Genomic DNA, 24654 nt, shown 5'->3' with positions numbered 1-24654 from the left:
TGGGTTACCCGGTTCTTTGCTTACTGCGGGGTCAGGCGGAATAGCTTTCCGTTGTCGCCGAGAACGTAGAGGAAGCCTTCGGGGCCTTGTCTTACGTCGCGGATGCGGCTGTTCTGGTCGAGCAGCAGCGGCTCCTCGGAGACGACTGTAGTCCCGTCGAGGACGATGCGATCAAGCATCTCTGAACGCAGGCCGCCGACGAAGAGGTTGTTCTTCCACTGCGGAAACTTGTCGCCGGTGTAGAAGAGCAGGCCTGACGGGGCGATGACGGGGTCCCAGTAGTAAAGAGGCTGTTCCATGCCCGCCTGCTCGGTGATGCCAGCGCCGATGAGGTCGCCGGGATAGTCGATACCGTGGGTGATGACGGGCCAGCCGTAGTTCTTGCCGGCCTCGGGCTTGTTGATCTCGTCGCCGCCGCGAGGACCGTGCTCGACCTCCCATAGCTCGCCGGTGGCGGGATTGATGGTCAGGCCCTGCGGGGTGCGGTGGCCTCGCGACCAGATCTCCGGCAGCACACCCGGAGTGTGGAGATACGGGTTGTTCGGCGCGGGCTTGCCCTCGGGTGTGATGTGGATCATCTTGCCGAGGTCGTTGTCGAGCTTCTGGGCGTAATCCCACGGCGGCGATTGTGAGCGGTCGCCGATGCTAACAAAGAGATTGCCCTGGCGATCGATGGCGATTCGGCTGCCGGCGTTGACGGCGTGATCGCGCGGCAGAGCGGGCTTGGCGCGGAAGATGACGTTGACGTCGGTCAAAGCGAGTTTGTCTTCGTCGAGTTTGGCGCGGGCCGCGACGACGGCGCTGGTGTCGTTGGGTTCGGGCTCGTTGAAGGTGAAGTAGATCGTGTGGTTCGATGCGAACTTGGGATCGAGTTCGATGTCGAGCAGGCCGAGTTGAGCGCGCATCAGGACTTCAGGGACGCCGGTGATCGGGGCGGAGAGGGTGCCGTCCTGCGAGACGATGCGGATCTTGCCTTCCTTTTCGGTGACGATCATCTTGCCGTCGGGAAGGAAGCCGAGGCCCCAGGGGCTGTGCAGCTGGTCGGTGATGAGGGTGACCTTCGGCGCGGTGGTCGGCGCGTAGGGCGCGCGAGTCTGGCCGGGGAAGGCGGGGTGGTCACCCTTGAGTTCCGGGTCGCGATGGTCGATGGGCTTGCCGGGGATGAGATCGGGCTTGGGCGAGGAGAAGCTGGTGAAGCCGGGGCGGGTGGGGTCTGGCGGCTTCGCGGGGGGTGTCTGGGCGAGAGCGGTTCCGGCTAGAGCTGTGGCGGAGATGCAGCAGATGAGGTGCTTGAGCATGAACTCCCTTTGTACGGCCTTCATTGAGGGTGATGAGATTTGCGAGTTTGACGACGGGGGAATTCTAGCAATGCCTAGGTGGCGCTGTCGTGAAGGAGGGGCGGCGCTCCATCCCACATCTGGCGGTGGAACTGCCTGATGTGGGGCACCCGGAGTGGTGGCTGTCTGATGCTCAGCTCTGGGGCTCGCGGAGGGGGACCTGGCGGTCGATGGAGAATGTGACCTTCAGCGAGGCACGCGCAGTCCCGAGGCAAACCAGGAGCTTCTTGCTGGGGCCTTTGAAGCTGTAGTTGATGTGGGCGACGCCGTTGGGGTCGATGTGGGTGACGACGGGTGGGCTGGGGCTGATGTCGTGGACGTCGACCGTGTCGATAAGCGTTGCGGTTGCGGAGACGACGCGCTCGTGGAAGGTGGGGTCGATGGCGACGGGGACCTGGAGGTCGGGGCTTTGGCTGGGCTGGGTGCAGGTTGCAGTCAGGCCGCCAACGACGATGTCGCGGGTGACGACCTGCTCTTCGAGGACGGGGTTGTCGCGGTAGACGCGGCGGAAGAAGTCGTAGGCGGCGGTGGCGCGGTTGATGGGGCGGACCATGCTGATGTGGTCGGCGGGGATCTCCTGCGGCGGGGTGGTGACGTCGCAGCCGTAGGTAGCGCTGAAGTAGCTTACGACGCGAGTGTGGGGCTTGAAGAAGCGGATGAAGCCCTCGTCGTCCACGGTGTCCTGGTTCTCGTAGGCGCAGAAGCGATGGATCCCGTTGACGGTGTCGTGGCTGCGCCAGTTGTGTTCGAGCTGGGTGAGGAAGTTGTTGCTGCTGGCGTCGCTGAGGTCGTTGAGCAAGGGATCTTTGTCGTAGAGCGAGGCGATTCGCGCGACGGTGGACCCCTCGTGCGGGGTGCCGTAGGAGACGATGAAGCGAACCTTTGCGGCGTCGGCGGGGTGACGGAGAAGCATCTCTTCAACGAGGATGCCGCCCAAACTATGGGCGAGGAAGACGACCTCGCGGTGTTCCCAGACGTGGTCTTTCTGGAGGTTGCTCCAGAGGAGGTCAGCGAGCTGGACGCTGGACATCTTGCCGTTCGAGGCGGGTGAGGGATACTCGGCGACCTCGACGTCGGAGTAGGCGAAGCGGGGGTCGGAGCGGATGAGGTCGGGCCAGTAGGCGCCGTTGGGGGCGCGGAAGCTGTTGCGGTCGCCGTGGATGCCGTGGACGAAGACGATGACTCGGGGGCGGGGCTGGCCCGGTGCGGGTGGCGGAGTGGATTGGGCGAGCGCGGCAGTCGCGAGAACGAAGAGCAGAAGCAAAGCAGGGAGGTTTGTGCGGTGATGTCGGTTCATTGTGGTCGTAAGCTTAAGGATACAGGGATATCGCTGGTGCGCTGGTTCCGCTCGGGACGCTTAGGAGCTTACTGAAAAAAACCTGTTTTGCTTAAGGTCACGGCTTTAGCCGTGCCGTAAGTGCTGCGATTGCCATGCGGCTTTAGCCGCTGAGGTACGCTTTTCGGCCTTGTTTCGACTTATTGAACAAGCTCTTAGACCCGTCATCTCGACCGGAGCGCAGCGAAGTGGAGAGACCACCGCATTTGTCTGTCTCTCGGCCTCCGGGTCACCCCTGCGCCGGATGCCCCATCGCGGTCTCGCTGCGCTCGATACCCACCCATCGCGAAGAACAGAGACGCGATGGATGGGGCACCCACGACGATTTTGCTGACGGCAGGACTTCGGCGCGTGGAATTTGTTTGACACGATCCGCGCTTGTTCCTACGCTCGAAGTACGGAATTGCAACTCTCGCCCGAGCGTCAGGCCCAGCTTACCGACTACGCGCAGCGTCATGGGCAGGATCCCGGCACCGTCCTCGATGAGATTGTGGCCGATGCTTTGGACTGGGAACGTCTGGATCGCGAAGAGGCGGTAGAAGGCATCCGGCGTGGATACGCGGACTTCAAGGCCGGTCGTGTTCGCTCTCTGGCTGACTCTTTTGCGGAAGTGCGCGAGAAGCAGGGCCTTCCGCGTTAGCCAAACCGACCAAGGGTGTTGTCGTTGTAGATATCCGAAGAGAGCATTAGTCGTTTTAGATATCCGAAGAGAGCCTTAATTGATTGTCGGTAACCCCCAAACCTTGGCCATAGAGTCAGAGATAAGCATCGCCTATGAGCGGTTGAGCCATCGTGCGCTTGGGTTCTTCGCCCTACATGTCGGCGGGCGGAGCTATGGAGTTAAGTCATGGGACGCGACTTTGCTTGCATGCTCGTTTGACGAGGTGGGCCGAAGGATCGCTGCGCGCGGGACACATGAGGCTTCGGCCATCTCCAATGCACATGCAGAAGATGTAGCGATGGCGTTTAGCCGGGCAATTTATTCTGACCACGATCGGGACGAGTTATTTTTGGGGATGTACGACCTTCAGTTCAAAGAGCTGGTTTATTCCAGACGACTTGTTTGGGCTCCCGACGGTGACGAGGCGTTCGATGACTCAAGTAACGTGTTGCAGTTCGATGTTGACGATAAAGTACGCTTGATCGCGTTTAGTCGACGTGCGGATTCTCTCTTTGACCCAGCAAGCCTGCGCGACGTCTGGCTCGCTCAAGACGATTTTTATGACACACTACTGCGCTGGCGCGACGGCTTTCATGCAGAGTGGGAATCTCTTTCCAAAGCTGATACCGATCCTTATCTTCAGTAGTCCGGTACGACTGAGATGTTTTTGTAGAAAACGAACTATCCTGTTCCTCTATGAAAGATTTTTTTATTGCGGATGCGGCGAAGTTCGATAACGAGATGGTGACGAGCTACTTTGTGCTGTCGACGTTGCAGGTGAGGGAGAAGAAGCAGGGTGGACAGTTCCTGGCGCTGATGCTTTCGGACAAGACCGGCACGATGGAAGCGCGGATGTGGGACGAGTTCGCCGACGCGCTGGCCAGCTGCGCCGAGGGCTGCTACGTGAAGGTGCAGGGGCAGATTTCGAAGTACCAGGGTAAGTATCAAATCACGCTGCAGAAGATGCGGTTTGCGGCGGAGTCGGAGATCGATGCGGGGGACTACCAGCCTTCGACGCGGTATGACGTGGACGAGATGTGGGCGGAGCTGCGTGGGTACGTCTCGGCGTTCGCGAATGAGGATTTGAAGCGGCTGGTGTTTGCCTTTTTGGATGATGAGGAGATTGGCGGAGCGTATCGGGTGGCTCCGGCGGCGAAGTCGCTGCACCATGCGTGGCTGGGCGGCCTGCTGGAGCATGTGCTCACTCTCGTTCGCGTCTGCCGCGCTACCGTCCCGTTTTATCCCGAGGTGGATGCGGACCTGCTGGTGACCGGGGCGATTCTGCATGACATCGGCAAGATCAAGGAGCTGGCCTGGAAGAGCAGTTTCTCGTACACGCTGGAAGGACAGATGATCGGGCACATCTCGATTGCGCAGGGGATGCTGCGCGAGAAACTGATCGGTCTCGAGCCGTTTCCGGCGAAGCTGCGGGTGTTGGTGGAGCACATGATTCTGAGCCACCACGGCAAGTATGAGTTCGGGTCGCCGAAGCTGCCGATGACTCCGGAGGCGATCCTGTTGAGCGCGCTCGATGATCTTGAGGCGAAGATGCAGAACATGCGGGCGGAGTTCGCAAAGGAGCTGGCGAATGGGAAGAGCGGCTCGGGGATGACGGAGTGGGTGAGGAGCATGGATCGTCCGCTGCTGAACTCGAAGGCGTTTCTGGCGGAGGAGTAGCCGGTAGTCGTGGCGAGACCCACTCATCGCGATGGTGCCGCGATGAATGGGGCACAGAAGGGAATACAGAGGGGTGGCTGGGATAGCATCGTCTTATGGCGAGGGCGAAGAGTCCGGAGAAGCGGCAGGCGATTCTGCAGGCGGCGGCGCGCGAGATTGCGGCTTCAGGGCTGGGGGCTTCGACGGCGAAGATCGCCAAGAGCGCGGATCTGGCTGAAGGCACTTTGTTCACCTACTTCCCAACGAAGGATGAACTGCTGAATGAGCTGTACCTGGAGCTGAAGGGCGAGGCATACCGGCGGATCAATGCGGAGTTTCCGTACAAGGCCGCATTGCGGGAACGTGCGCGGCATATTTGGACGGAGTATCTATCCTGGGCGATCGATAGGCCGGAAGAGCGCAGGGCGTCGGTGCAATTGAACGTCTCGGACGTGGTTACGGCGGCCACGCGGGAACGAATTGGATCGCAACGCGGAGCTTTGGAGCAGACGATGAACGAGGTGGAGACGCGAGGAGTGTTCAAGGAGCTTCCGGCAGGGTTTGCGTCTTCGGCGATGGCGGCGATGCAGGAGGCGGTGATGGATACGGTCGCACGGAAGCCGCGGCAGAGGGCGCTGCTGGTAGAGAAAGGATTTGAAGCGTTCTGGCGGATGGCCAAATAATTTCTTGCTGGCGTTAATAAATGAGCAACCACTCGCTCATTTATGAATCTGATCTTCAGGAGGCCAAGAAATGGCTAAAGTCTGGTTGATTACGGGAAGTGGAAATGGGTTGGGGCGCGACATCGCGGAGGCCGCGCTCGCGGCGGGAGACAGCGTGGTTGCGGGCGCGCGGCGGCTGGAAGAGCTGAATCCCCTGGTAGAACAGTACGGCGCGCGCATCAAGCCGTTGAAGCTCGACGTGCGGGAGGAAGAGGCGGCGAAAGCTGCGGTGCAAGCTGCTTTGGACACGTATGGCCGGCTGGACGTGCTGGTGAATAACGCCGGATATGGGCACTTTGCGCCGTTTGAGCAGATGACCCCGGAGGAGTTCCGCGACGTGATCGAGACATGCCTGTTCGGCGTGGTGTACACGACGCGGGCGGCGGTTCCGGTGATGCGGAAGCAGAAGAGCGGGCACATCTTCCAGGTGTCTTCGGTCGGTGGCCGGATGGCGATGCCGGGCAACACGCCCTATCACGCGGCGAAGTGGGCGGTTGGCGGGTTCAGCGACTCGCTGGCGGGTGAGGTCGCTCCGTTTGGTGTGAAAGTGTGCACGCTTGAGCCCGGCGGGATTCGCACGAACTGGGCGGCAAAGGCGGCCGAGAAGTCGCCGGAGGTGATGCCGGACTATGAGGCTTCGGTCGGCATGATCTACAAACTGCTGGCCAAGGTCCGAGGCCATTCCGAGGGCGATCCGAAGAGGATTGCCGAGGTGGTGTTGAAGCTGGCGAACTCGGAGGACGTTCCGAAGCGGCTGATCCTTGGGAAGGATGCCGAGAGCCGCGTAAATAACGTCGAGACGGAACGCGCGGAGGAGGCGGCGAAGTTTCGCGAGCTGACGCTGTCGACGGTGTTTCCGGACGCTCCGAAGATTGAGGAATTGCTCAATCAATAGGGAACGGGCCGGACGCTGGGAGCGTCCGGCCTTTTCGTTTGGGGATTGTGACGGGTTGGAGCGAACTGCGAGGGCCTTTCAGCTGCTCCTCTCGCGTGAGGCTGCTAGGCTTCGGTCGCGGTGACGTCTTGATTGAGCGAGTAGAAAGTCCGGGCGGAGTTTGCGAAGGACGGCGGGGGCTCAAGGTTTTGGATCGGGCAAAGATGTTGGGCAACTTCCGGAGTCGAAGAGCGCGGCGAGGCCACAGACGGAGCCGAACATCTTTGCGCTGTCATGCGCGACGCCGGGGACGGTCCACAACTGTTGGGTCAGGTCGTGGTGGCGGCCCTGCAGATAGCGGAAATAAGCTTTGCCGCGATAGAAGCGATAGGGGCCTTCGAGCTCTCCGGGGCAGCTCTTGTCGAGTTCGGGGTGGTTGGGGTCATTGTCCGCAGTGCCGAGCAGGTAGATGATGTCGCGGGCGATGTAGTGTGACTCGAGCTGGCTGAGATCTTCGCTGGCGAGGTAAGGCGGCGGATCAACCAGGCCGTACTTCCAGTGGTTGTACTTGCCGGAGCAGGTTGCGGAGGGAATGGCGAAGGTGAACTCTGATAGGTTGCTGAGGACAGGCCGCTCGGGCGAGAAGTAGACCAATGATGAACGGTTTGCGATCACGAAGCGGAGATGGACGCCGTTGCGCGTTAGGGAATCATTGCCGTGAGTGGCGACGGCGTAGCGCTGGGTGAGCTGGCCGCCGGCAGAGTGGCCGGCGACGATGACGGTCTTGAGGTTGGGGAAGACTGCCCGGTTGGCGACGAGGGCGAGCAGGCTGTCGATGGCGGTGAAGGTGCTGACCGGGGCGTTGATGGCGTCGGCGCCGTTCATCCAGGCTTCGGGTGCCCAGCGGAGGATGTTGCCGGGAAGATGGTGCGCGTCGATGTCGACTTGTTCAAGGAACTGGGGAACGATAAGCAGAGTGGTCTGCCGCTCAGGCCCCGCGTCGGCGATGGCGTCGAGTCCGGCGGTGTTGGTGGTTTCGACGTTGCGCTTGAGGCCGTGGAAGAGGATGATGACGCGGGTGACGCTGGGCTGAACGTGGGAGAGATCGATGTTTCGTCCGTCCAGTGTCATGTTGACGGGCAAGAGTGCGCTTCCACCTGCAAGGGTAACGGGAACGGCACGATCGGCGACCACTCGGACGGGCTTGTCCTCGGATTGGGCGGTGACGGTAAGGGTCGAGGCAAACAGAATCAGGGCAAACGCGCGGATGGTGGGCATGAGACCTCTACGTAAATGTTTACCAGACTGGCTTGATGGCGATTGTGGAAGTGATAGGAGGCTTCGAGCGGTCTTGTCCGAGTTGTTACAATTTACGTTTGGCTGAATAAGTTGCACGGGAGATCGATGCTTCGTTTTTCGACTGCGGGAGAGAGCCACGGGGAGAGCCTGGTGGCGTTGGTGAGTGGGCTGCCGGCTGGGATTCCGGTAGCGCAGGAGTTTGTGGACCGCGAACTTTGGCGGCGGCAGCAGGGCTATGGGCGCGGCGGAAGGATGCGGATCGAGCGGGACTCGGCGCATATTTTGAGCGGCATCAGGCATGGCAAGACGATCGGGTCGCCGGTGGCGATGACGCTGGCCAATAACGATTGGAAGAACTGGACGGAGATTCTGCCGGTCGAAGCGGGCGATGCGGAGAAGCATAAGGCCGTGGCTTCGCCGAGGCCGGGACATGCGGATCTTGCTGGGGCGCTGAAGTATGACTTTAAGGATGCGCGGTACGTGCTGGAGCGCGCCTCGGCTCGGGAGAGCGCGGCCAGGGTGGCTTGCGGGGCGCTGGCGAAGTTGCTGCTGCGGGAACTGGGGATCGAGGTTGGGTCGCATGTGATCCGCGTGGGTAAGGCGGAGCTGGGGCGCGACGCGAAGTGGGAAGAGATTGCGGCGGCGAATGCGAAGGAAGAGGTCTTTCTGAACTGCGTCGATGCCGAGGCCGAGGCTCGTATGAAGGCTGAGGTGGATGTCGCGCTGCGGACGGGCGATACGGTTGGCGGTGTGTTCGAGGTTGTGGTGCATGGGCTGGCTCCCGGAGTCGGGACTCATGTCAATTGGGACGAGCGTATGGATGGGCTGCTGGCCCAGGCGGTGATGAGTCTGCAGGCGGTGAAGGCTGTGGAGCTTGGGCGCGGAGTGACGGCGGCGGAGTCGATGGGCTCGACCGTGCATGATGCGATTGCGTATGAGGGCCAGGCGGAAGGGTTTACGAAGTTTTCGCGGGAGAAGAACAACGCTGGCGGGATTGAAGGCGGGATCTCGAATGGCGAGGATGTTGTGGTGCGTGGATATCTGAAGCCGATCTCGACGCTGCGCAGGCCGCTGGGTTCGGTGAGCTTCGAGACGCGCGAGGCGACCAAGGCGGCTTATGAGCGCAGCGATGTTTGTGTGGTGCCGGCGGCGGGAGTGGCGGCCGAGGCGATGGTCGCGCTGACGATTGCCCGGCTGGTGATCGATAAGTTTGGCGGGGATTCGCTGCGGGAGTTGAAGCGGAACTACGACGGGTATTGCGAACAGATACGGAATTTCTAAAGTGACGACGAAGAAGATGGCGAAGAATCCGGTGAAGATTCATGAGGTGGTGAAGTATCCCGACCCCGTGCTGGCGAAGCGCGGCGAGGAGGTGACGGTCTTTGACGCGGAGTTGAAGAAGCTGGTCAATGAGATGTTTGAATCGATGTACATCGCGCAGGGGATTGGGCTGGCCGCGCCGCAGATCAATATCTCGAAGCGGATTACCGTGATCGACGTGAGCTTCAAGAAGAACCCGAAGGACAAGATCGTGCTGATCAATCCGGAGATTGTGGACCGGACGGGCAAGCAGCTCGAGGAAGAGGGATGCCTGAGCCTGCCGGACATCCGCGAGAAGGTAAGCCGCGCGGAGTGGGTTAAGGTGCGAGCTCAGGATGCCGATGGCAAGACCTTCGAGATTGAAGGGACGGAGCTGCTCGGGCGGTGTATGCAGCATGAGATCGACCATTTGGACGGCATTTTGTTCATTGATCACTTGAGCCGTTTGAAGCGCGAGTTGGTGCTGCGGAAGATCAAGAAGATGCAGAAGAATGGCGAGTGGTGATAGTGCAGAGAGAAGGGCCCAGGGATAAGGGAGAAGACTGCGAGGCACTGCTTTGAGGCTCGTATTTTGTGGGACGCCGGCGTTTGCGGTGCCGGTGCTGGAGGCGGTGATCGCTGCCGGGCATGAGGTGGCGCTGGTAGTGACGCAGCCGGACCGCGCGGCAGGGCGTGGGCTTGAGGTGCATCTCTCGCCGGTGAAGGTGACGGCGCTGAAGCATGGCATCGAGGTCGTGCAGCCGGAGAAGATCAAGAACAATCTGGAGCTGCGGGAGCGGCTTGAAGGGATTGCGCCGGATGCGATTCTTGTGGTCGCGTATGGGCGGATCATTCCGCAGTGGATGCTGGAGCTGCCGCGGTTCGGGAACATCAATCTGCATGGGTCTTTGTTGCCGAAGTACCGGGGCGCGGCTCCGATCCAGTGGGCTGTCGCGAACGGCGAGCTGGTGACCGGCGTGACGACGATGGTGCTGGAGGCGGGGCTCGATACCGGGCCGATGCTGCTGGCGCGGTCGGTGCCGGTGGCGGAGGAAGAGACTTCGGAAGATCTGTTTGTGTCGCTTGCGGCGATTGGGGCTGAGTTGATGGTCGAGACACTTGCTGGGTTAGAGGATGGCAGCGTGAAGCCGGTGGAGCAGGACCACTCGCTGGCTACGCTTGCGCCGATTCTGACGCGGGAGGATGGGCTGATCGATTTTGCCCGGACGGCGAAGCAGAGTTACGACCGGTGGCGTGGGTTTCAGCCGTGGCCTGGAGCGCATACGACGTTGCGTGGAAAGAAGCTGATTGTGCATCGCATGAAGGTGGCTGAGGGCGTGAACGTTGCGCAGGGCGAGCTGCTTGTCGACGGCGAGCGGTTGATTGTTGGGTGCGGCGAGACCACGTCGCTGGAGCTGATCGAGGTACAGATGGAAGGCAAGAAGCGGATGGCCGCCGCGGAGTTTCTGCGCGGGTACCAGGTGAAGAGCGGCGAGCGGCTGGGATGAGAGAGCAGGGAAAAGGGATCCGGGATAAGGGAGTAGGGAAGCCAAAACCGCCGGTGCGGGGGAGGCCGGCTAGCGCGGGGCCCACGCTTTCGTCTGAGGAGGCGCTGGCGAAGGTGACACCGGCGCGGCGGGCGGCCTTCGAAATTCTTACATTGGTGGGGCAGAACAAGGGGCATAGCGATGAGCTGCTGCACTCGGCGCTAACGGATGGGTTGTCGGGCGAGGACCGCAATCTTGCGACGGCTCTGGTGATGGGCGTGCTCCGGTGGCAGATCGCGCTCGATGCCCGCATCAAAACATTGCTTCAGCGGCCCGACCAGCGGCTGGCGGAGCCTGTCGCACTGGCTCTGCGGATGGGCGCGTTTCAGTTGCTGCATATGGATCGGATTCCGGCCCATGCGGCTTTGAGTGAGAGCGTGGAGCTTTGCCGGGCTGCGGGTGAGCCTCATGCGACCGGGATGGTGAATGCGATTCTGCGCAAGGTTGCGGCGGCGCAGAAGCCTTCGGCGAGGATCTTTGAGTCGACGGCGGCGTTTGCCGAGCGGCTCGGGCATCCGAAGTGGCTGGTGGAGCGTTGGGTCGCGGCGTATGGGCGCGAGGCTGCGCTGAAGATCTGCGAGGCCGACCAGTTGGAGCATCCGGCGGGGTCGATCTTTGCCGAGGTGGGCGGTGAGATTCCGCTAATGGACGATGGGTCGCGGCTGGTGGCGGAGCTTGCGGCGGCGGCTGTACCAGGAGCGAAGCGGGTTTGGGATTGCTGCGCGGCCCCGGGAGGGAAGACGCTGATTCTGGCAATGCGCGAGCCGGAGGCGGAGATCTTCGCGACGGATGTGAGCACGAAGCGGACGGCGCAGATGCAGAGCCGGATGAAGCGGTCGAGCTTGGCGGAGAAGGTGAAGTGTTTCGTGCTCGATGCCGCGGTTCCGGTGTTGAAGAACGATGAGAAGTTCGATCTGATCCTGTGCGATGTGCCTTGCAGTGGGACGGGGACGCTGGCGGAGAATCCGGAGATTCGGCATCGCCTCAAACCCGAGGAGTTTCTAAGGCAATCCGACCGGCAGAAGCTGATCTTGAAGGGGGCTCTGTCGCGGCTGGCGGAGGGTGGGCGGCTGGTGTATTCAACTTGCTCGCTGGAGCCGGAGGAGAACGAGCGGGTGGTGGAGGCCGTGCTTGCTGGTAGCGAATTTCGACGGGTTCCGATGGAGGGACTGGTGACTTCTTTGCTTGATTCAGGGGTGGTTTCAGGGGAGTTGGGCGCGGTGGTGCGGGATGGCGCGCTTAGGACTCTGCCCGGCGTGCATGGGTGCGATGGTTTTTATGCGGTGGTGGTGGAGCGTTCTGTAGCCGTCTAGTGGCTTAGGGTGATGTGGATCTTGTCGTTCGCGGTGACGCGGGCACCCGCGGCGGGTTTTTGCGCGATGACGGTGTCGATGGGGGTGATGGGAGCTATCGGCGCGATGGGACGGATGGGGGCTGGCTGACCGTTCAGCGTGGGAGCTGGGGAGGTGAAGCCTCCTATCGGGGCGACCGCTTTGACCTTGGCGGGAACAACATTCATGCTGGAGATCTTCAGCCCCATGGCGGCGACGCGGGATGAGGCAGCAGTCAGCGTGAGGCCGATGAGGTCGGGCATCACGTAGGCTTCGGCGTTGGGCTCTGAGGTTGTGTCGGTGGATGCGGAGTCACTGTCGTCGCTCGAGGCCGGTGCGGTGCTGGGTGTGCCGGGGGCGTCGTCGAATGTGGCGACGTGGGGTTTGGGGGTGGGGATGGGCTCGCTGACGAGGAGGCTGATGCGCGGGCCGTCTACGCCGGCGGCGTCGGGCGTGGGGGACTGCGAGACGACGATGCCCGGCGGCCCTGGTGAGGGGACGTAAGCGATGGTGCCCAGATCGAGAGCGAGGCGGCGGATGGTGACCGTGGCCTCACGTTCGGTCTGGCCGACAACGTTGGGGATGGAGACCTTTTGCGGGCCGATGCTCTCGGCGACGCGCAGGACCCAGTCGCGGCGGACCTTGGTGCCGGGGGTGGGGGACTGCGAGAGGATGTGGCCGGAGGGGATGGTTGTCGAGTAGAACTGGCTTTCGAGGTCCATGTTCAGACCGAGGCCTTCGGCCAGCGAGCGGGCTTCGTCCACGGTGAGTCCGGCTACGCTGGGCACCTCGACCTCGCGGCCGTGGATGGCGAGGCGCATGGTGATGAAAGCCGACATCATAGCGACGGCGATCATGGCGAGAGCGCCGAGAGCGATGTTGAAGAAGCGACGCATGGTCGGGTTCAGGATATCGTGCCGGGTGGGGTGATGCGATGCGCGAGTATGAAGATCGCTAGGGGCGGATGATTGTGGGACGGATACGCTCTTCTTTCCACATCTCAGAGTCGCGATGAATGGGCACGGATTTTATCGCTAAGGAAAAGAAATGCGGGGGTCTCTCCACTTCGCTGCGCTTCGGTCGAGATGACGGTTTTTGGGGGAGTGAAGGCAAAGGCAAGCGCAACAGCAGATCCTCCGCCTGCGGCGAAGGATGACAAGGGGTTAAGCAACGGTCACCGCTGGTTGTCGGTGGCGGGTTCTGGATGGATGAGGAGGCGGCTTACCTCGGGGGAGTCGAGCTTGAAGTCGTTTTCGAGCGCGGTGATGACGGCGTGGACGCGGGACATGGGCAGGTCGTCGGGGAGGGTGCAGTGGCAAGTGACCTGGACGCGGGCGATGTCTTCGTGGATGCCATCGGAGTTGGGGCTGGAGGTGCCGCCGAGGCGGGTGACGATGACCTCGTGGATGTCGAGGATCTCCGGGAAGGCGCGGGCGACGTTGCGGAGGCGGCTTTCGAGCTGGCGGTCGCGTTCGAGCGAAGCGGGGCGCTCGATTGTGGCGGGTTCACTCTCGATGTGGGTGAGGATAGTGGCGATGCCTGGGACTTCTTTGCGAATCTCGGATTCGAGCTGGGTGACGAGAGCGTGAGCGGCAGAGAGCGTCATGGTCTCATCGACTTCGAGGTGCTGTTCGAGGTGGAGAGCGTGGTTGTACTGCTGGATGCTGACGTCGTGGATGTTGAGGTTGGCGCGGGATGCAACGGCTCGGATGCGGTCGTGGACGCTTTCGGCGAGCGAGGCCATGGGAACGGAGTGGACGACGACGTCGGCGCCGGGAAGGACGCGCTGGACGGCCTCGGTGGCGGCCATGGTGATCTGTTCCGACCGCTGGAAAGTGAGGTTGCGGGGCATGCCGAGGGTGAGGTCGGCGAAGTAGCTGGAGCCGGAGCGGCGGGTGCGGACGCGGTCGACGGAGAGGACGCCGTCGATGGCGGCGAGATCGCGGATGAGGCCGTCGCGGACTTCGCGGCGAGTCTGTCCGCTGGCATCGGCGGGGGTGGCGTCGAGCAGGGCGTCTACGGTTTGCGTCGCCAGGTGCCAGCAGACCTTGGCGATGATGACGGAGACGACGAGAGCGGCGATGGGGTCGGCGAACTCGAGCCAGGGGAGGTGGAAGTGCTCCCCTGCAGCCGTAGCGGCGAGGCCCAGCAGGACGGCGAAGGAGGACCAGATATCGGTACCGAAGTGGAGGGCGTCGGCTTCGAGGGCCTCGCTGCCGTATTGGCGGGCCACCTTGCGGAGGTTGCGGGAGCGGGTAAAGTCGACGGCGATGGAGAGGATGAGGACGAGGAAGGGCCAGACGGATAGGGCGACGGCGAGGTGCTCGCGGGCGATGATGCGGCGGAGGGCCTCGACGATGATCCAGAGGCAGGAGGCGAGCATGAGGCCGGTTTCGACAAAGGCGGAGAGGCTTTCAACCTTGCCGTGGCCGTAGTTGTGGTCGGCGTCGGCGGGGCGGTCGGAGACCTGGACGGAGAAGAGGGTGAGGGCGGCGGCGACGCAGTCGATGCCGGAGTGGGCGGCTTCCGACAACATCCCCAGGGAGCCGGTGAGCAGGCCGGTGACGAGCTTCAGGAGGGTGATGCCGAGGGCGGCGATGACCGAGCCGAGCGCGGCGGAGCGCTTTTGGGCAGCGCGTTCCGACTCCGGCGAAGTTACCGGGGGCTTCGGCGCGAGTTTGTCCGGTGGCACGGCAACTTCCATAGAGTTGAGTTTACAGGGTGAAAAAAGAGAGGGGCTGAGAATCATGTGGCTTCTGTATCGTAGTGCTCTGGCTGAATGGGGAGTATTGCCGATTTGAAAGTTGAGAGAAGAACGAAATGCGGGGGTCTCTCCACTCCGCATCGCGATGAGACCGCAATGCTTCGATCGAGATGACGGGTTCATGTGGATAGTAGAAGTGAGCCGGTCGAGATGACTTTTTTTGCTGAACTTAGTGGGGATTGTGAGGGTGTGTGAAGACGAATGAAGTCGTGAATGGGGATCTGGAACGTAAGGGATTTGGGGATCTTAAGGACCTGGCGTTGAACCTGCACTGGTCGTGGAGCCGTGCTTCGGAGGAGCTTTGGGAGCGGCTGGATGCGGAGCTGTGGGAGGCGACACAGGACCCCTGGGTGATCCTGCAGACGGTTTCGAAGGAGACCATCGTGAAGGCGCTGGGCGAGCCCGAGTTCTCACAGCGGCTGGCCGAGGTGCTTGCGTCGGACCGCGCGGCTTACGAGGGCGACGCGTGGTTTCAGAAGACGCACAGGGATTCGGGGTTGAATGCGGTGGCTTACTTCAGCATGGAGTTCATGTTGAGCGAAGCGCTACCGATCTATTCGGGCGGCCTGGGGAATGTGGCCGGCGACCAGATGAAGGCTGCGAGCGATCTCGGCGTTCCCGTTGTCGGAGTTGGCCTGTTGTACGGGCAGGGATACTTTCGCCAGCAGTTCGACAGCGCGGGGCGACAGCGGGCGTTGTATCCGGTGAACGATCCGGGGCAGTTGCCGATCCGGCCATTACGCCGGGCGAACGGCGAGTGGCTGAGGTTGAAGGTGCCGATTCCGGGCGTGACGATCTGGCTGCGCTGCTGGGAGGTTTCGGTTGGTCGAGCGAAACTCTACCTGCTGGACAGCAATGACTTCGCCAACGCTCCTGAGCACCGCTGCGTCACCAGCCAGTTGTACGGCGGCGACGCGGAGATGCGCCTGAAGCAGGAGCTAGTGCTGGGGATCGGTGGATGGAGGCTGCTGCGTGCCATCGGCATCCAGCCGGAGGTGTGCCATCTGAACGAGGGGCATGCGGCGTTCGCGGTGCTGGAGCGGGCGCGGAGTTACATGCAGGACCACGGCGTGGGGTTCGACGTGGCGTTGAGCGTAACGCGGGCGGGAAACCTGTTTACGACGCACACTGCGGTTGCGGCGGGCTTCGACCGCTTCGATCCGGAGCTGATCCGGCGTTATATGACAACGTATGCTTCGCGCCTGGGGATCTCGATCAACGAGCTGCTGGCGATGGGGCGAGCGAACACCGGAGCTCCGGAGCCGCCGAACTCGAAGGAGCCGTTCAACATGGCGTACCTGGCGATGCACGGGAGCGGCCAGGCGAACGCGGTGAGCAAGCTGCATGGCGAGGTGAGCCGGGAGATCTTCGGGCCGCTGTTTCTGCGCTGGCCGAAGGAAGAGGTGCCGGTCGGCTCGGTCACGAACGGGGTACATGTGCCGACGTGGGAGTCGAAGGCGGCGGATGAGTTGTGGAGCGGTTCCTGCGGGGATGAGCGCTGGCTAGGCACTCCTTGCAAGGAGGAAGATATACGCGGCATGAGTGACGAGGCCCTGTGGGCCATGAGGACGGAGTGCCGCAAGGGTCTGATCGAATGGCTGCGGGAGCGGTACGCGCGGCAGCTTGCGCTGGACGGCGAAGATCCTGCACAGGCTGCCTTCATCTTTCGCGAAGATGTGCTGACGATCGGATTTGCGCGGAGGTTTGCGACCTACAAGCGGCCTGACCTACTGCTGCATGACCCGGAGCGTCTGTTGCGGCTGCTGACAAATCCGGAACGGCCGATGCAGCTTGTCCTTGCGGGCAAGGCGCATCCGGCGGACATGGCGGGGCAGGCGCTGATCGAGAAGTGGAACAAGTTCCTGAAGCGCGAGGATGCGCGGTCGAAGATCGTCTTTCTGAGCGACTACGACATGCGCGTGGCCAAGGAGATGGTGCAGGGGATCGACCTGTGGATCAACACGCCGCGGAGGCCATGGGAGGCTTCGGGCACGAGCGGGATGAAGATCCTGGTCAATGGCGGGTTGAATCTATCGGAGCTCGATGGATGGTGGGCCGAGGCGTATGTGCCCGAGGTGGGATGGGCGCTGGGCGACGGCAAGGAGCACCAGGCCGGAGATTCGGCGGTCGCTGAACTGGATGCGGTGGAGGCCGATGCGATGTACCGGACGCTGGAGACTGAGGTTGCGGCGGACTTTTACACTCGGGAAGGAATTGCGCCGCCCGCTGGATGGGTGGCCCGGATGCGGGAGAGCATGGCGCAGTTGACGGAGCGGTTCTCGGCGGCGAGGACGATTCGGGAGTACACGGAGGAGCACTACATTCCGGCGGCGCATGGATATGCGGAGCGGTCAGCGAATGGCTCAGCGATGGGCGTTGCGATGGTGGCGTGGCGTGGGGAGATCGATAAGAAGTGGGCCGGCCTGCGGTTTGGAGCCTTCGAGATGACGGCCGTGGGCACTCGGTATGAGTTCAAGATCGAGGTCTTCGCGGGGGATCTGAGCCCAGAGAGCTTCAAGGTGGAGGTATATGTCGCGCCGGGTTGGGCAGTGACGGTGGAACCTGTGGCGCTTGAGAGGAGCACGGAAACGGGAAGCGCGGGGGCGACGGTGTTTACCGGTTCGGTGGCGGCGGACCTTCCGGTGGAGGCTTATATTCCGCGCGTTGTGCCGTATTTCAAGGGGGCTTCGGTGCCGTTGGAGGCGGGGGAGATCTTGTGGCAGCGGTGATGCGATCTTGATTCGCTCAGGGTAGCTTTGTGGCGGTCCCACTCATCGCGGTACAGCCGCGATGAATGGGGCACACGGTGTGATAACGAAAACGTCATCTCGACCGAAGCCACGCGGCTTCATCGCGTGGCGCAGTGGAGAGACCCCCGCATTTTGTCCGCCGCAAATCCCGGATAGAGCGCTACGGCTAAGGTTTCGTGGCGCGATAAAGCCCAGCGGTGCCGAAGGTGTAGCCGGTCCATTGCGCGTCCGTGAAGCCGGCGGCGGTGATGAGCTGCTTCATCCGTGGCGGGCGCGGAAAGCGGGCTACGGACTCGGGAAGGTAGGTGTAGGCGCTCCGGTCGCCGGAGATCATGCCGCCTAACAGGGGCAGGATCTTTCGGAAGTAGAGGGAGTACAGCGCGCCGGTGAGCCCTTCGGGCTGGTTGCACTCGAGGATGCCGATCTGGCCGCCGGGGCGAAGAACGCGGTGGAGCTCGGTTAGGCCTTCCTCGTAGTTGGCGAGGTTGCGGAAGCCGAAGGCGGCGGTGACGAGGTCGACGGAGTTGTCGGCGAGTGGGAGATGGAGTGCGTCGGCTTCGATAGCGAGGATGTTGTGTGGGGAGAACTTCTGCGCTCCGCGCGAGAGCATCTGGTGCGAGAAGTCGAGGGCCAGAATCGGCGCATCGTTCGAGGACTTAGGCCGGTGTTTGTAAAGGGCCATGGTCATGTCGCCGGTGCCGCAGCAGAGGTCGAGGATGACGGCTTCGGGGCGGGCGAGGACGGCGCGGAAGTTGCGCGCCGCGCGCCACCACCACCAGCGATCGATCCCCGCGGAGAGGATGTGGTTCAGCTTGTCGTAGCTGGGCGCGATGGTGTCGAACATCTGCTGGACGTTTGCGGCGGCGTCGGTCTCGGTGAGCGTGCCGACGGGGCGGGCGCCGGTGGTGAGTTCGTGTTCGGGCTTGGCGATCATGCGGTTTGCGACTTCATGAGGGTGAGCATTTCGTTGGCGGCGATGAGGAGTTCTTCGTCGGTGACGTCGAAGGCGATCTCGGTTGCGCCGATACCCTTGGCCAGGACGAAGGCGCGTTTGCCGCTGCGGGTCTTCTTGTCGCTGTAGGTAAGGGCGACCAGCTTTTCGGCTTTGGCGGTGAAGCGCGGGAGCGGGCCATACATCAGGATGGTCGAGATGATGCGGTCGGCTTCCTTCTGCGTGACCGTGCCGCGATGGAGCGACACATACGTGGCGGCGATGGAGCCCCAGCCTACGGCTTCTCCGTGCAGGAGTTTCTTATAGCCTGTGGCGGCCTCGATGGCGTGGCCCAGGGTGTGGCCGAAGTTGAGGATCATGCGTAGGCCGGACTCGCGCTCGTCTTTGCTGACTACGTCGGCTTTGACGCGGACGGAGGCGGTGACTACGCGGGTCAACGCGGCTGCATCTCCGGAGAGGATGGCGTCGGAGTTCTGTTCCATGAAGCGGAAGAGCTTGGCGTCGTAGATGACGCCGGACTTGATGGACTCCTGTAGTCCTGCCCGCAGCTCCGCAGGGGGCAAAGTGGCGAGCGTGTTGGTGTCGGCGAGGACGGCTAGCGGATGGTGGAAGCTGCCGATGAGGTTCTTGCCGGCGAGGAGGTTCACGCCGGTCTTGCCGCCTAGGGCGGAGTCTACCTGCGCGAGCAGCGTGGTGGGGAGCTGCACGTAGCGGATGCCGCGCATGTAGATGGCGGCGAGGAAACCGGTGATGTCGCCGATGACGCCGCCGCCGAGGGCGAGCAGGAGCGAGTCGCGGTCGGCGCCGGATTCGGCCAGCTGCTGCGCGAGAGATTCGACCGAGGCCATGCGCTTGTGGCGCTCGCCGGGTGGAAGGAAGAGGACTGTTGGAGACTCTTTGAAGGAGCTCAGGACGGTCTTCGACCAGAGCCCCCATATCTCGGGCGAGGTGACGACGAAGATCTTCGAAAGCTTCCCGCTGGTCAACTTTTTCAGGCGCATTTCGAGGGTGTTGAGCAAGCCTGCGGCGATGACGATCTCGTAGCTGGCGGAAGGTGTTGTGAGTGTAACGGAGGTCCGGCGTGAAGTTTGTTGCGGCACAGTAGTTCCATCGTATCGCAGGCGATTCGATGGAGCTGAAAGAGTAGCATCTTGATATGGAAGAGGTTGGGTTTCTGGTGATAGGTGGTGGGATCGCGGGGCTGAGCGCGGCGGTCCGGCTGGCGGCTGTGGATACGGTGCTGGTGGTGACGAAGGAAGAGCTGGCGGAGTCGAATACGGCTTATGCACAGGGTGGGATCGCGGTGGCGATGGGCGGCGGCGAGGATGTCGCCGAGCATCTGGAAGACACGGTGAATGCGGGCGATGGGCTGGTGAATCGAGAGGCGGCGGCAGTGCTCGTCGAGCAGGGACCGAGGCGCGTCGAGGAGCTGCTGGCTTGGGGGACGGAGTTTGACCGGGCGAGCGCGGCGGAGGGTGGAGAGTTGATGCGAACGCGCGAGGGAGCGCATAGCCGGTCGCGGATTCTTCATGCGAATGGCGATGCCACGGGGCGGGAGATTGCGGTCTCGCTGCTGCGCCATGCACGGGAGACGAAGGGCATCACGCTGATGGAGTTCACGACGACGGTCGACCTGATCACGGAGGTGATCGACGGCGTGAAGACGGTGGTAGGAGCGGTGCTGCTCGATCGCGAGGGCAAGCTGCACAACGTCTATGCGCGCGCGGTGCTGATTGCGAGCGGAGGAGCGGGGCAGGTCTACAGCGACACTACGAATCCTAAGGTAGCGACGGGCGATGGCATCGCGATGGCGTACCGCGCGGGAGCAGCGCTGAGCGATATGGAGTTCTACCAGTTCCATCCGACCGCGTTTGCAAAGGAAGGCGCGCCGCGATTTTTGTTGAGCGAGGCTCTGCGCGGCGAAGGTGCGTGGCTGCGCAATACGAAGGGCGACTGCTTCATGCACAAGTATCACGAGATGCTGGAGCTTGCGCCGCGCGATGTAGTGGCCCGGGCGATCACGCGTGAGGCGATCGATGGGCCGGTGTATCTCGACATGCGGCATATTACGCGCGACATGAAGGCGCGGTTTCCGGGGATCTCGAAGTTTCTTGAGGGATATGGGTTGGAGTTGAATCGCGACCTGATCCCGGTGCGACCGGCGGCACATTATCTGATGGGTGGGATCAAGACGGACGTGGATGGACGGACGTCGCTGCCGGGGTTGTTTGCGGCGGGTGAAGCGGCTTGCACGGGTGTCCATGGAGCGAATCGGCTGGCTAGTAATTCTCTGTTGGAAGGGCTGGTATTTGGGGCTCTGGCGGCGGAGGCGATGATGCAGGAAGAAGGGATCAGGGAGAAAGGAGAAGTTGCGTTGGCTGAGCCATTGGTTGAGCTGGACGCTGCGAAGGTGGAGGTCTGGATTGCTGAAGTGCGGAAGATCATGTGGGAGGATGCGGGCCTGCTGCGAGATGCTGAAGGGCTGAAGCGGGCGCAGACCCGGCTGGATGCTCTGGTGCGGGGGATTCCGCGGGGGTACTCGCGAAGGGCGGTGGAGGCTCGGAGTTTGTTTACCGTGGCGTTTGTGATTGTGGCTTCGGCGCTGGCGCGTGAGGAGAGCCGGGGGGCGCATTATCGGAATGACTTTCCGCAGAGGGATGCGGTGGCGAAGCATTCGGTGATGGAGAAGGGGAAGCTGTCGTTTGTGGCTTAGGCCTTTCCGAGGCTGAAAGGTTCGCTCGGTAGTGGTGGTGCGATCAGCATGGCGGGTCTTTCGACTGCGGCGCTTGCGGTGAAGCTGCAAGCGCCTTCGCTCAGGATGACGGTTTTTTGGTGGTGAGGGAAGAGGTGCGGGGGTCTCTCCACTGCGCCACGCGATACGGCCACGTGGCTTCGGTCGAGATGACGTGTTCTAAGAAATGAGATGACGATTTCTGTAGCGAGATGACGACGGCTACGGGTTAGTTCTTTATACCGGATAGGGGTCGGTGCCATCGTTGGGGAACCACTTGTAGGAGTGCGTGGCGCCATCCTGGGTGGACTTCCACTGTTGGGGTGTAGTGGAGTCGAGGATGTCGACGGGCTGGGCTCGAAAGGTTCCGGCGGCGGCGATGGCGAAGGCCTCCGCGATGGCGTTGCGTTGCTCGTTGCCGATGGCGTCAGGGCTGGGCGAGACGAATAGGCCAGTGCCGCTGCGGGCGAGGAGGTCCATCCATTGGCGGTTGAGCGGCCAGGGGATGTCGTTGGTGATGCCGACGCAATCTGCGTCGACGGAGAAAAAGGTGCGGTCCTGGGCTACGCGGTAGGCGAGGGTGTTGATGCCCATGCGGCGAGTGCGCTCCCAGAGTCTGCCGCTGGTGTCGTCGCCGGTGCGCTGCATCTCGAAGATGCCCGCGGAGAGGTGACCGACGGTGTTGCAGCCGAGCAGAATGGTCTGGTCCCCGGCGGCGGCGCGGAGGGCTTTGTAGTAGTCCAGGAGGATCTCGGCGTTGGTGCGGCTGCGGTCGTTGAAGTGCCAGCCGGGGATGGTGGGTGAGGCTCCCATCTCGAAGCCCCACTGACCGAGCAGATCGTAGGTGGAGAAGTCGTGCTTGACGAGTTCGTACTTCCAGCCGACGACTTGGGTCATCTTGGCGATGGCGGCGGCGCGGGCTTCGGGGATGGTGATGTCGTAAGCGAGTTCGTCGCCGGGAGAGCGAAAATGTTTCTGCGGCAGCAGAAGCTTAGGGTTGGTGCCGGCGGTGGCGATCGTAGGCCTGATCCAGATGCCGGGACGGACGTTGTGGGCGCGGATCTTCTTGGCTAGCTTCGCCATGTCGGGGAAGGCGGGATTGTTGCGCCAGCCGTCGTCGATGACCGAGAAGGGACGCGGGCCGGACTTCGGCGCAAGGTCGGCAACGAGGGCGGTGTCGCGGAGGATGCCTGCCTCGGAGTTCTTCCCGTAGGCGTAATACCAGTCGTTGGTGCCGTAGATGGTGCCGGAGGGCAGGCGTGGCCTGGGGCACATTGCTTTGCAGAGACAAGTGAGCAGACCGTGAATGGAGCCATAGAACGTGCGCGGACAGGAGACGATGGTGGCGACGTGGAGCTCGCGGTCGCCAAGCAGGACGCCGTTGCCGCCGTTGCCTACGTCCATCCAGAGCGAGACGCCGGCGGGATCGACCTGCCAGAAGCAGAAGGCCGCGGCGCCTGTGCGGATGCCATAACCGTGAGTCTGAGTGGTGGAGGGATCATGGGTGGCAAAGTACCAGGGCATGACGCGTTCCGGAACCATGGGGCGGAAGGCAAGATCGCCGTAGCTGCGCTCCCACGCGTCGCCGAGGAAGAGCAGGCCGGGACGTAGTGCGGCATTCCACCTGAAGTGGATGCGGGTGAGAGGAAGCTTTGGTGCGTAGACGAAGATGGCCGATTCTTTGGGTGAGTCGATCTCGGTGCGGATCTCGATGCCTGGGGCCTGCCAGCGAAACGAGGACTTGGTGAGCGGGGTGGCAGCGGAGCTTGACTCGGTGTAGATGGCGACGTAGTCCGGCAAGCGCAGGATAGAGAGGAAGGACTCCCGCGAAGGGAGCGGCGTTGTGGTCGCCGATGCGAGGGGAGTTGCGGCGGCAGCGGCAGCTGCTCCGAAGAAGGTGCGTCGCGAGATGGGGTTCAACGGCAGCCTCGTTTCTGCTGGGGGTCGTTAGAAGAGCAGGAGCAGCAGGGGCACTGCGATTCCAGCAACGAGAAGACCGGTGACCCAAGACTTATTGCGGTTGTACTTGTAGGCCATGTAGATGCCGGTGAAGGTGGAGATGACGAGGCCGATGGAGACGAGCAGGAAGAAGAGCTTCATGGGGAGAAGGTTCTTCGGCTTGGGAGCAATAGCGTCGGGCAAGAGCGGCTTTGAAGCGGCGGGTGCCGATGCGTCGGCGGCCTTCGTTGGGGCTGCTCCGGGAGCGGGTGGTTGCGGCTTGCGGACGGGGACGACGAGGGTCTGCTTCTTATGTAACTGGCCGAGCTTCACGATCCACGCTGGCGGCTTGTAGTCGCTGCCTTTGGTGGTCTCGTGCAGGCTGAAGGTCTGGAGCGCGCCGGTGATCGCGAAGAAGAGAATGGCCGGTGAGATGAACACGCCAAAGTAGAGATGGATCTGGCGGAGGAGTTTCAGCGTGGAGGCTTTGGAGGTCATGTCTGACTAGATTTTAGCGTCGGCGTGAGGTTTTGCGGGCATCAGCAGTGATAGAGCGATGCAGACGCCGAGCAGGCCGACGATGACCGCGAGGGAGATCATGGGGCCGATCTCGAACCATGCGGCCCCGAGCATCTTGATGGCGGCGAAGGCGAGGACGGCGGCCAGACCGTAATGGAGGAAGCGGAGTTTCTCCAGCATGTTTGCGAGCAGGAAGTAGAGCGAGCGCAGGCCCATCACGGCCATGATGTTCGACGTGTACGCGATGAAGGGGTGGCGCGTGATGGAGAGCACGGCGGGGATGGAGTCGAGGGCGAAGACGACGTCGGTGAACTCGATGGCGATGAGGGCGAGGAAGAGCATGGTCATCATGCGCTGGCCATTTTCGCGTACGAAGAAGTGATCCTGACGCAGGCTGACAGGGTGGAGCTTCGCGACCCACTTGATCCAGACGGGCGTGGTGGCCTCTTCCTTTTCGTGCGGTAGGACAAGACGGACGGCGGCGATGAGCAGGATTGCGCCGAAGATATAGCCGATCCACTGGAAGTGATCGAGCAGACCGACGCCGGCGGAGATGAAGGCTCCGCGCATGACGATGGCGCCGAGGACTCCCCAGAAGAGGACCTTTGGCTGTCGATAAGGCTCGATCTGGAAGACGCGAAAGAGGAGGAGGAAGACGAAGAGGTTGTCGATGGACAGGGCTTCTTCGATGGCGTAGCTGGCGAGGTACTCGACGCCGCTGGCGGAGTCGATTGCGTGGAAGATGAAGGCGGCGAAGGCGAGGGCGGCGGTGACCCATAGGATCGTCGCCGCTACGGAGGTGGACTGGACCTTGGATGGGCCTCGCCAGCGCGAGTAGACGAGCTCGAGCGCGAGGAGCGCGAGGACGAGGATGTGAAAGCCGATCCAGTGGCTGAGCGGGGTGTCCATCGTTATTTGATGGTATCGCGTGGAGATTG

General features: G+C 62.4%; 21 protein-coding genes. 11 read left to right on the top strand and 10 right to left on the bottom strand.

Annotated elements, in window-relative coordinates; translation table 11 throughout:
• Positions 1 to 20: 20 nt before the first annotated feature.
• Both OHL18_RS18240 and OHL18_RS18235 read right to left on the bottom strand, forming a co-directional pair.
• Complete coding sequence (locus tag OHL18_RS18240) at positions 21 to 1298, bottom strand: PQQ-dependent sugar dehydrogenase (RefSeq protein WP_263376303.1); 1278 nt, start codon at positions 1296 to 1298, stop codon at positions 21 to 23.
• 172 nt (positions 1299 to 1470) lie between these two features.
• Positions 1471 to 2634, bottom strand: a complete 1164-nt coding sequence (locus OHL18_RS18235; protein WP_263376302.1) for an esterase/lipase family protein — start codon at positions 2632 to 2634, stop codon at positions 1471 to 1473.
• A gap of 442 nt (positions 2635 to 3076) precedes the next feature.
• On the opposite strand from OHL18_RS18235, the gene OHL18_RS18230 reads away from it, so the two are divergent.
• From OHL18_RS18230 to OHL18_RS18210, 5 genes are all read left to right on the top strand, one after another.
• Entirely contained in the window at positions 3077 to 3313 is a 237-nt protein-coding gene (locus OHL18_RS18230) for a hypothetical protein (protein WP_263376301.1), read from the top strand.
• 79 nt (positions 3314 to 3392) lie between these two features.
• A complete protein-coding gene (locus OHL18_RS18225) occupies positions 3393 to 3980 on the top strand; it encodes an immunity 42 family protein (protein WP_263376300.1) in 588 nt (195 codons plus the stop codon).
• A gap of 50 nt (positions 3981 to 4030) precedes the next feature.
• A complete protein-coding gene (locus OHL18_RS18220) occupies positions 4031 to 5011 on the top strand; it encodes a 3'-5' exoribonuclease YhaM family protein (protein ID WP_263376299.1) in 981 nt (326 codons plus the stop codon).
• Positions 5012 to 5106: 95 nt separating this feature from the next.
• The gene (locus tag OHL18_RS18215) at positions 5107 to 5673 is read left to right on the top strand and encodes a TetR/AcrR family transcriptional regulator (protein WP_263376298.1); all 567 of its coding nucleotides are present in this window, start codon (positions 5107 to 5109) and stop codon (positions 5671 to 5673) included.
• Between the two features lie 70 nt (positions 5674 to 5743).
• Entirely contained in the window at positions 5744 to 6607 is an 864-nt protein-coding gene (locus OHL18_RS18210; RefSeq protein ID WP_263376297.1) for an SDR family NAD(P)-dependent oxidoreductase, read from the top strand.
• A gap of 180 nt (positions 6608 to 6787) precedes the next feature.
• Here the strand turns inward: OHL18_RS18210 and OHL18_RS18205 are convergent, their stop codons facing one another.
• Positions 6788 to 7864: a hypothetical protein gene (locus OHL18_RS18205; RefSeq protein ID WP_263376296.1), complete on the bottom strand. Its 1077-nt coding sequence runs from the start codon at positions 7862 to 7864 to the stop codon at positions 6788 to 6790.
• Positions 7865 to 7990: 126 nt separating this feature from the next.
• On the opposite strand from OHL18_RS18205, the gene aroC reads away from it, so the two are divergent.
• From aroC to OHL18_RS18185, 4 genes are read left to right on the top strand one after another with little or no spacing between them, the layout of a single operon-like run.
• Positions 7991 to 9166 (top strand): chorismate synthase, encoded by a 1176-nt coding sequence (gene aroC, locus OHL18_RS18200; RefSeq protein WP_263376295.1) that lies wholly within the window; start codon positions 7991 to 7993, stop codon positions 9164 to 9166.
• Between the two features lie 16 nt (positions 9167 to 9182).
• Positions 9183 to 9710, top strand: coding sequence for a peptide deformylase (gene def, locus OHL18_RS18195; protein WP_263376577.1), 528 nt, complete (start codon positions 9183 to 9185; stop codon positions 9708 to 9710).
• A gap of 52 nt (positions 9711 to 9762) precedes the next feature.
• Complete coding sequence (fmt, locus tag OHL18_RS18190) at positions 9763 to 10692, top strand: methionyl-tRNA formyltransferase (protein WP_263376294.1); 930 nt, start codon at positions 9763 to 9765, stop codon at positions 10690 to 10692.
• Positions 10689 to 12044 carry a transcription antitermination factor NusB gene (locus OHL18_RS18185; RefSeq protein WP_263376293.1) on the top strand — a complete coding sequence of 452 codons (1356 nt, stop codon included), beginning with the start codon at positions 10689 to 10691 and terminating at the stop codon, positions 12042 to 12044. Before fmt ends, OHL18_RS18185 begins: the two co-directional genes overlap by 4 nt.
• Here OHL18_RS18185 and OHL18_RS18180 read toward each other — a convergent pair.
• Entirely contained in the window at positions 12041 to 12958 is a 918-nt protein-coding gene (locus tag OHL18_RS18180) for a PASTA domain-containing protein (protein ID WP_263376292.1), read from the bottom strand. The genes OHL18_RS18185 and OHL18_RS18180 overlap by 4 nt on opposite strands.
• 278 nt (positions 12959 to 13236) lie before the next feature.
• Positions 13237 to 14754: a cation-efflux pump gene (locus tag OHL18_RS18175; RefSeq protein ID WP_263376291.1), complete on the bottom strand. Its 1518-nt coding sequence runs from the start codon at positions 14752 to 14754 to the stop codon at positions 13237 to 13239.
• Positions 14755 to 15017: 263 nt separating this feature from the next.
• Here OHL18_RS18175 and glgP point away from each other — a divergent pair, with 263 nt between their 5' ends.
• A complete protein-coding gene (glgP, locus tag OHL18_RS18170) occupies positions 15018 to 17555 on the top strand; it encodes an alpha-glucan family phosphorylase (protein ID WP_263376290.1) in 2538 nt (845 codons plus the stop codon).
• A gap of 187 nt (positions 17556 to 17742) precedes the next feature.
• Here the strand turns inward: glgP and ubiE are convergent, their stop codons facing one another.
• Positions 17743 to 18510: a bifunctional demethylmenaquinone methyltransferase/2-methoxy-6-polyprenyl-1,4-benzoquinol methylase UbiE gene (gene ubiE, locus OHL18_RS18165; RefSeq protein WP_263376289.1), complete on the bottom strand. Its 768-nt coding sequence runs from the start codon at positions 18508 to 18510 to the stop codon at positions 17743 to 17745.
• Positions 18507 to 19628, bottom strand: coding sequence for a 3-dehydroquinate synthase (gene aroB / locus OHL18_RS18160; protein ID WP_263376288.1), 1122 nt, complete (start codon positions 19626 to 19628; stop codon positions 18507 to 18509). The genes ubiE and aroB overlap by 4 nt, the downstream gene beginning before the upstream one ends.
• Before the next feature lie 56 nt (positions 19629 to 19684).
• Here aroB and nadB point away from each other — a divergent pair, with 56 nt between their 5' ends.
• Positions 19685 to 21241, top strand: coding sequence for an L-aspartate oxidase (nadB, locus tag OHL18_RS18155; protein WP_263376287.1), 1557 nt, complete (start codon positions 19685 to 19687; stop codon positions 21239 to 21241).
• Between the two features lie 255 nt (positions 21242 to 21496).
• Here nadB and OHL18_RS18150 read toward each other — a convergent pair whose 3' ends face one another.
• The 3 genes from OHL18_RS18150 to OHL18_RS18140 are packed head-to-tail and all read right to left on the bottom strand — an operon-like array spanning position 21497 to position 24625.
• Positions 21497 to 23179 (bottom strand): alpha-amylase family protein, encoded by a 1683-nt coding sequence (locus OHL18_RS18150; protein WP_263376286.1) that lies wholly within the window; start codon positions 23177 to 23179, stop codon positions 21497 to 21499.
• Positions 23180 to 23206: 27 nt separating this feature from the next.
• Positions 23207 to 23695, bottom strand: a complete 489-nt coding sequence (locus OHL18_RS18145) for a PepSY domain-containing protein (protein ID WP_263376285.1) — start codon at positions 23693 to 23695, stop codon at positions 23207 to 23209.
• Between the two features lie 6 nt (positions 23696 to 23701).
• On the bottom strand, positions 23702 to 24625 hold the full coding sequence (locus OHL18_RS18140) for a TerC/Alx family metal homeostasis membrane protein (RefSeq protein ID WP_263376284.1): 924 nt from the start codon (positions 24623 to 24625) through the stop codon (positions 23702 to 23704).
• Positions 24626 to 24654 lie beyond the last annotated feature (29 nt).

Source organism: Granulicella aggregans, assembly GCF_025685565.1.
GTDB lineage: Bacteria > Acidobacteriota > Terriglobia > Terriglobales > Acidobacteriaceae > Edaphobacter > Edaphobacter aggregans_B.
The sequence above is the reverse complement of the archived record's forward strand: the minus strand, read 5'-3'. Positions and strand labels throughout refer to the sequence as shown.

Excerpts from the sequence above, each read along its gene's own strand:
- OHL18_RS18145 (WP_263376285.1), bottom strand. The coding sequence starts at position 23,695 with ATGACCTCCAAAGCCTCCACGCTGAAACTCCTCCGCCAGATCCATCTC.
- aroC (WP_263376295.1), top strand. The coding sequence starts at position 7,991 with ATGCTTCGTTTTTCGACTGCGGGAGAGAGCCACGGGGAGAGCCTGGTG.
- ubiE (WP_263376289.1), bottom strand. The coding sequence starts at position 18,510 with ATGATCGCCAAGCCCGAACACGAACTCACCACCGGCGCCCGCCCCGTC.
- OHL18_RS18205 (WP_263376296.1), bottom strand. The coding sequence starts at position 7,864 with ATGCCCACCATCCGCGCGTTTGCCCTGATTCTGTTTGCCTCGACCCTT.
- def (WP_263376577.1), top strand. The coding sequence starts at position 9,183 with ATGGCGAAGAATCCGGTGAAGATTCATGAGGTGGTGAAGTATCCCGAC.
- OHL18_RS18240 (WP_263376303.1), bottom strand. The coding sequence starts at position 1,298 with ATGCTCAAGCACCTCATCTGCTGCATCTCCGCCACAGCTCTAGCCGGA.
- OHL18_RS18220 (WP_263376299.1), top strand. The coding sequence starts at position 4,031 with ATGAAAGATTTTTTTATTGCGGATGCGGCGAAGTTCGATAACGAGATG.
- nadB (WP_263376287.1), top strand. The coding sequence starts at position 19,685 with ATGGAAGAGGTTGGGTTTCTGGTGATAGGTGGTGGGATCGCGGGGCTG.
- OHL18_RS18180 (WP_263376292.1), bottom strand. The coding sequence starts at position 12,958 with ATGCGTCGCTTCTTCAACATCGCTCTCGGCGCTCTCGCCATGATCGCC.
- OHL18_RS18235 (WP_263376302.1), bottom strand. The coding sequence starts at position 2,634 with ATGAACCGACATCACCGCACAAACCTCCCTGCTTTGCTTCTGCTCTTC.
- OHL18_RS18140 (WP_263376284.1), bottom strand. The coding sequence starts at position 24,625 with ATGGACACCCCGCTCAGCCACTGGATCGGCTTTCACATCCTCGTCCTC.
- OHL18_RS18215 (WP_263376298.1), top strand. The coding sequence starts at position 5,107 with ATGGCGAGGGCGAAGAGTCCGGAGAAGCGGCAGGCGATTCTGCAGGCG.
- OHL18_RS18185 (WP_263376293.1), top strand. The coding sequence starts at position 10,689 with ATGAGAGAGCAGGGAAAAGGGATCCGGGATAAGGGAGTAGGGAAGCCA.
- OHL18_RS18210 (WP_263376297.1), top strand. The coding sequence starts at position 5,744 with ATGGCTAAAGTCTGGTTGATTACGGGAAGTGGAAATGGGTTGGGGCGC.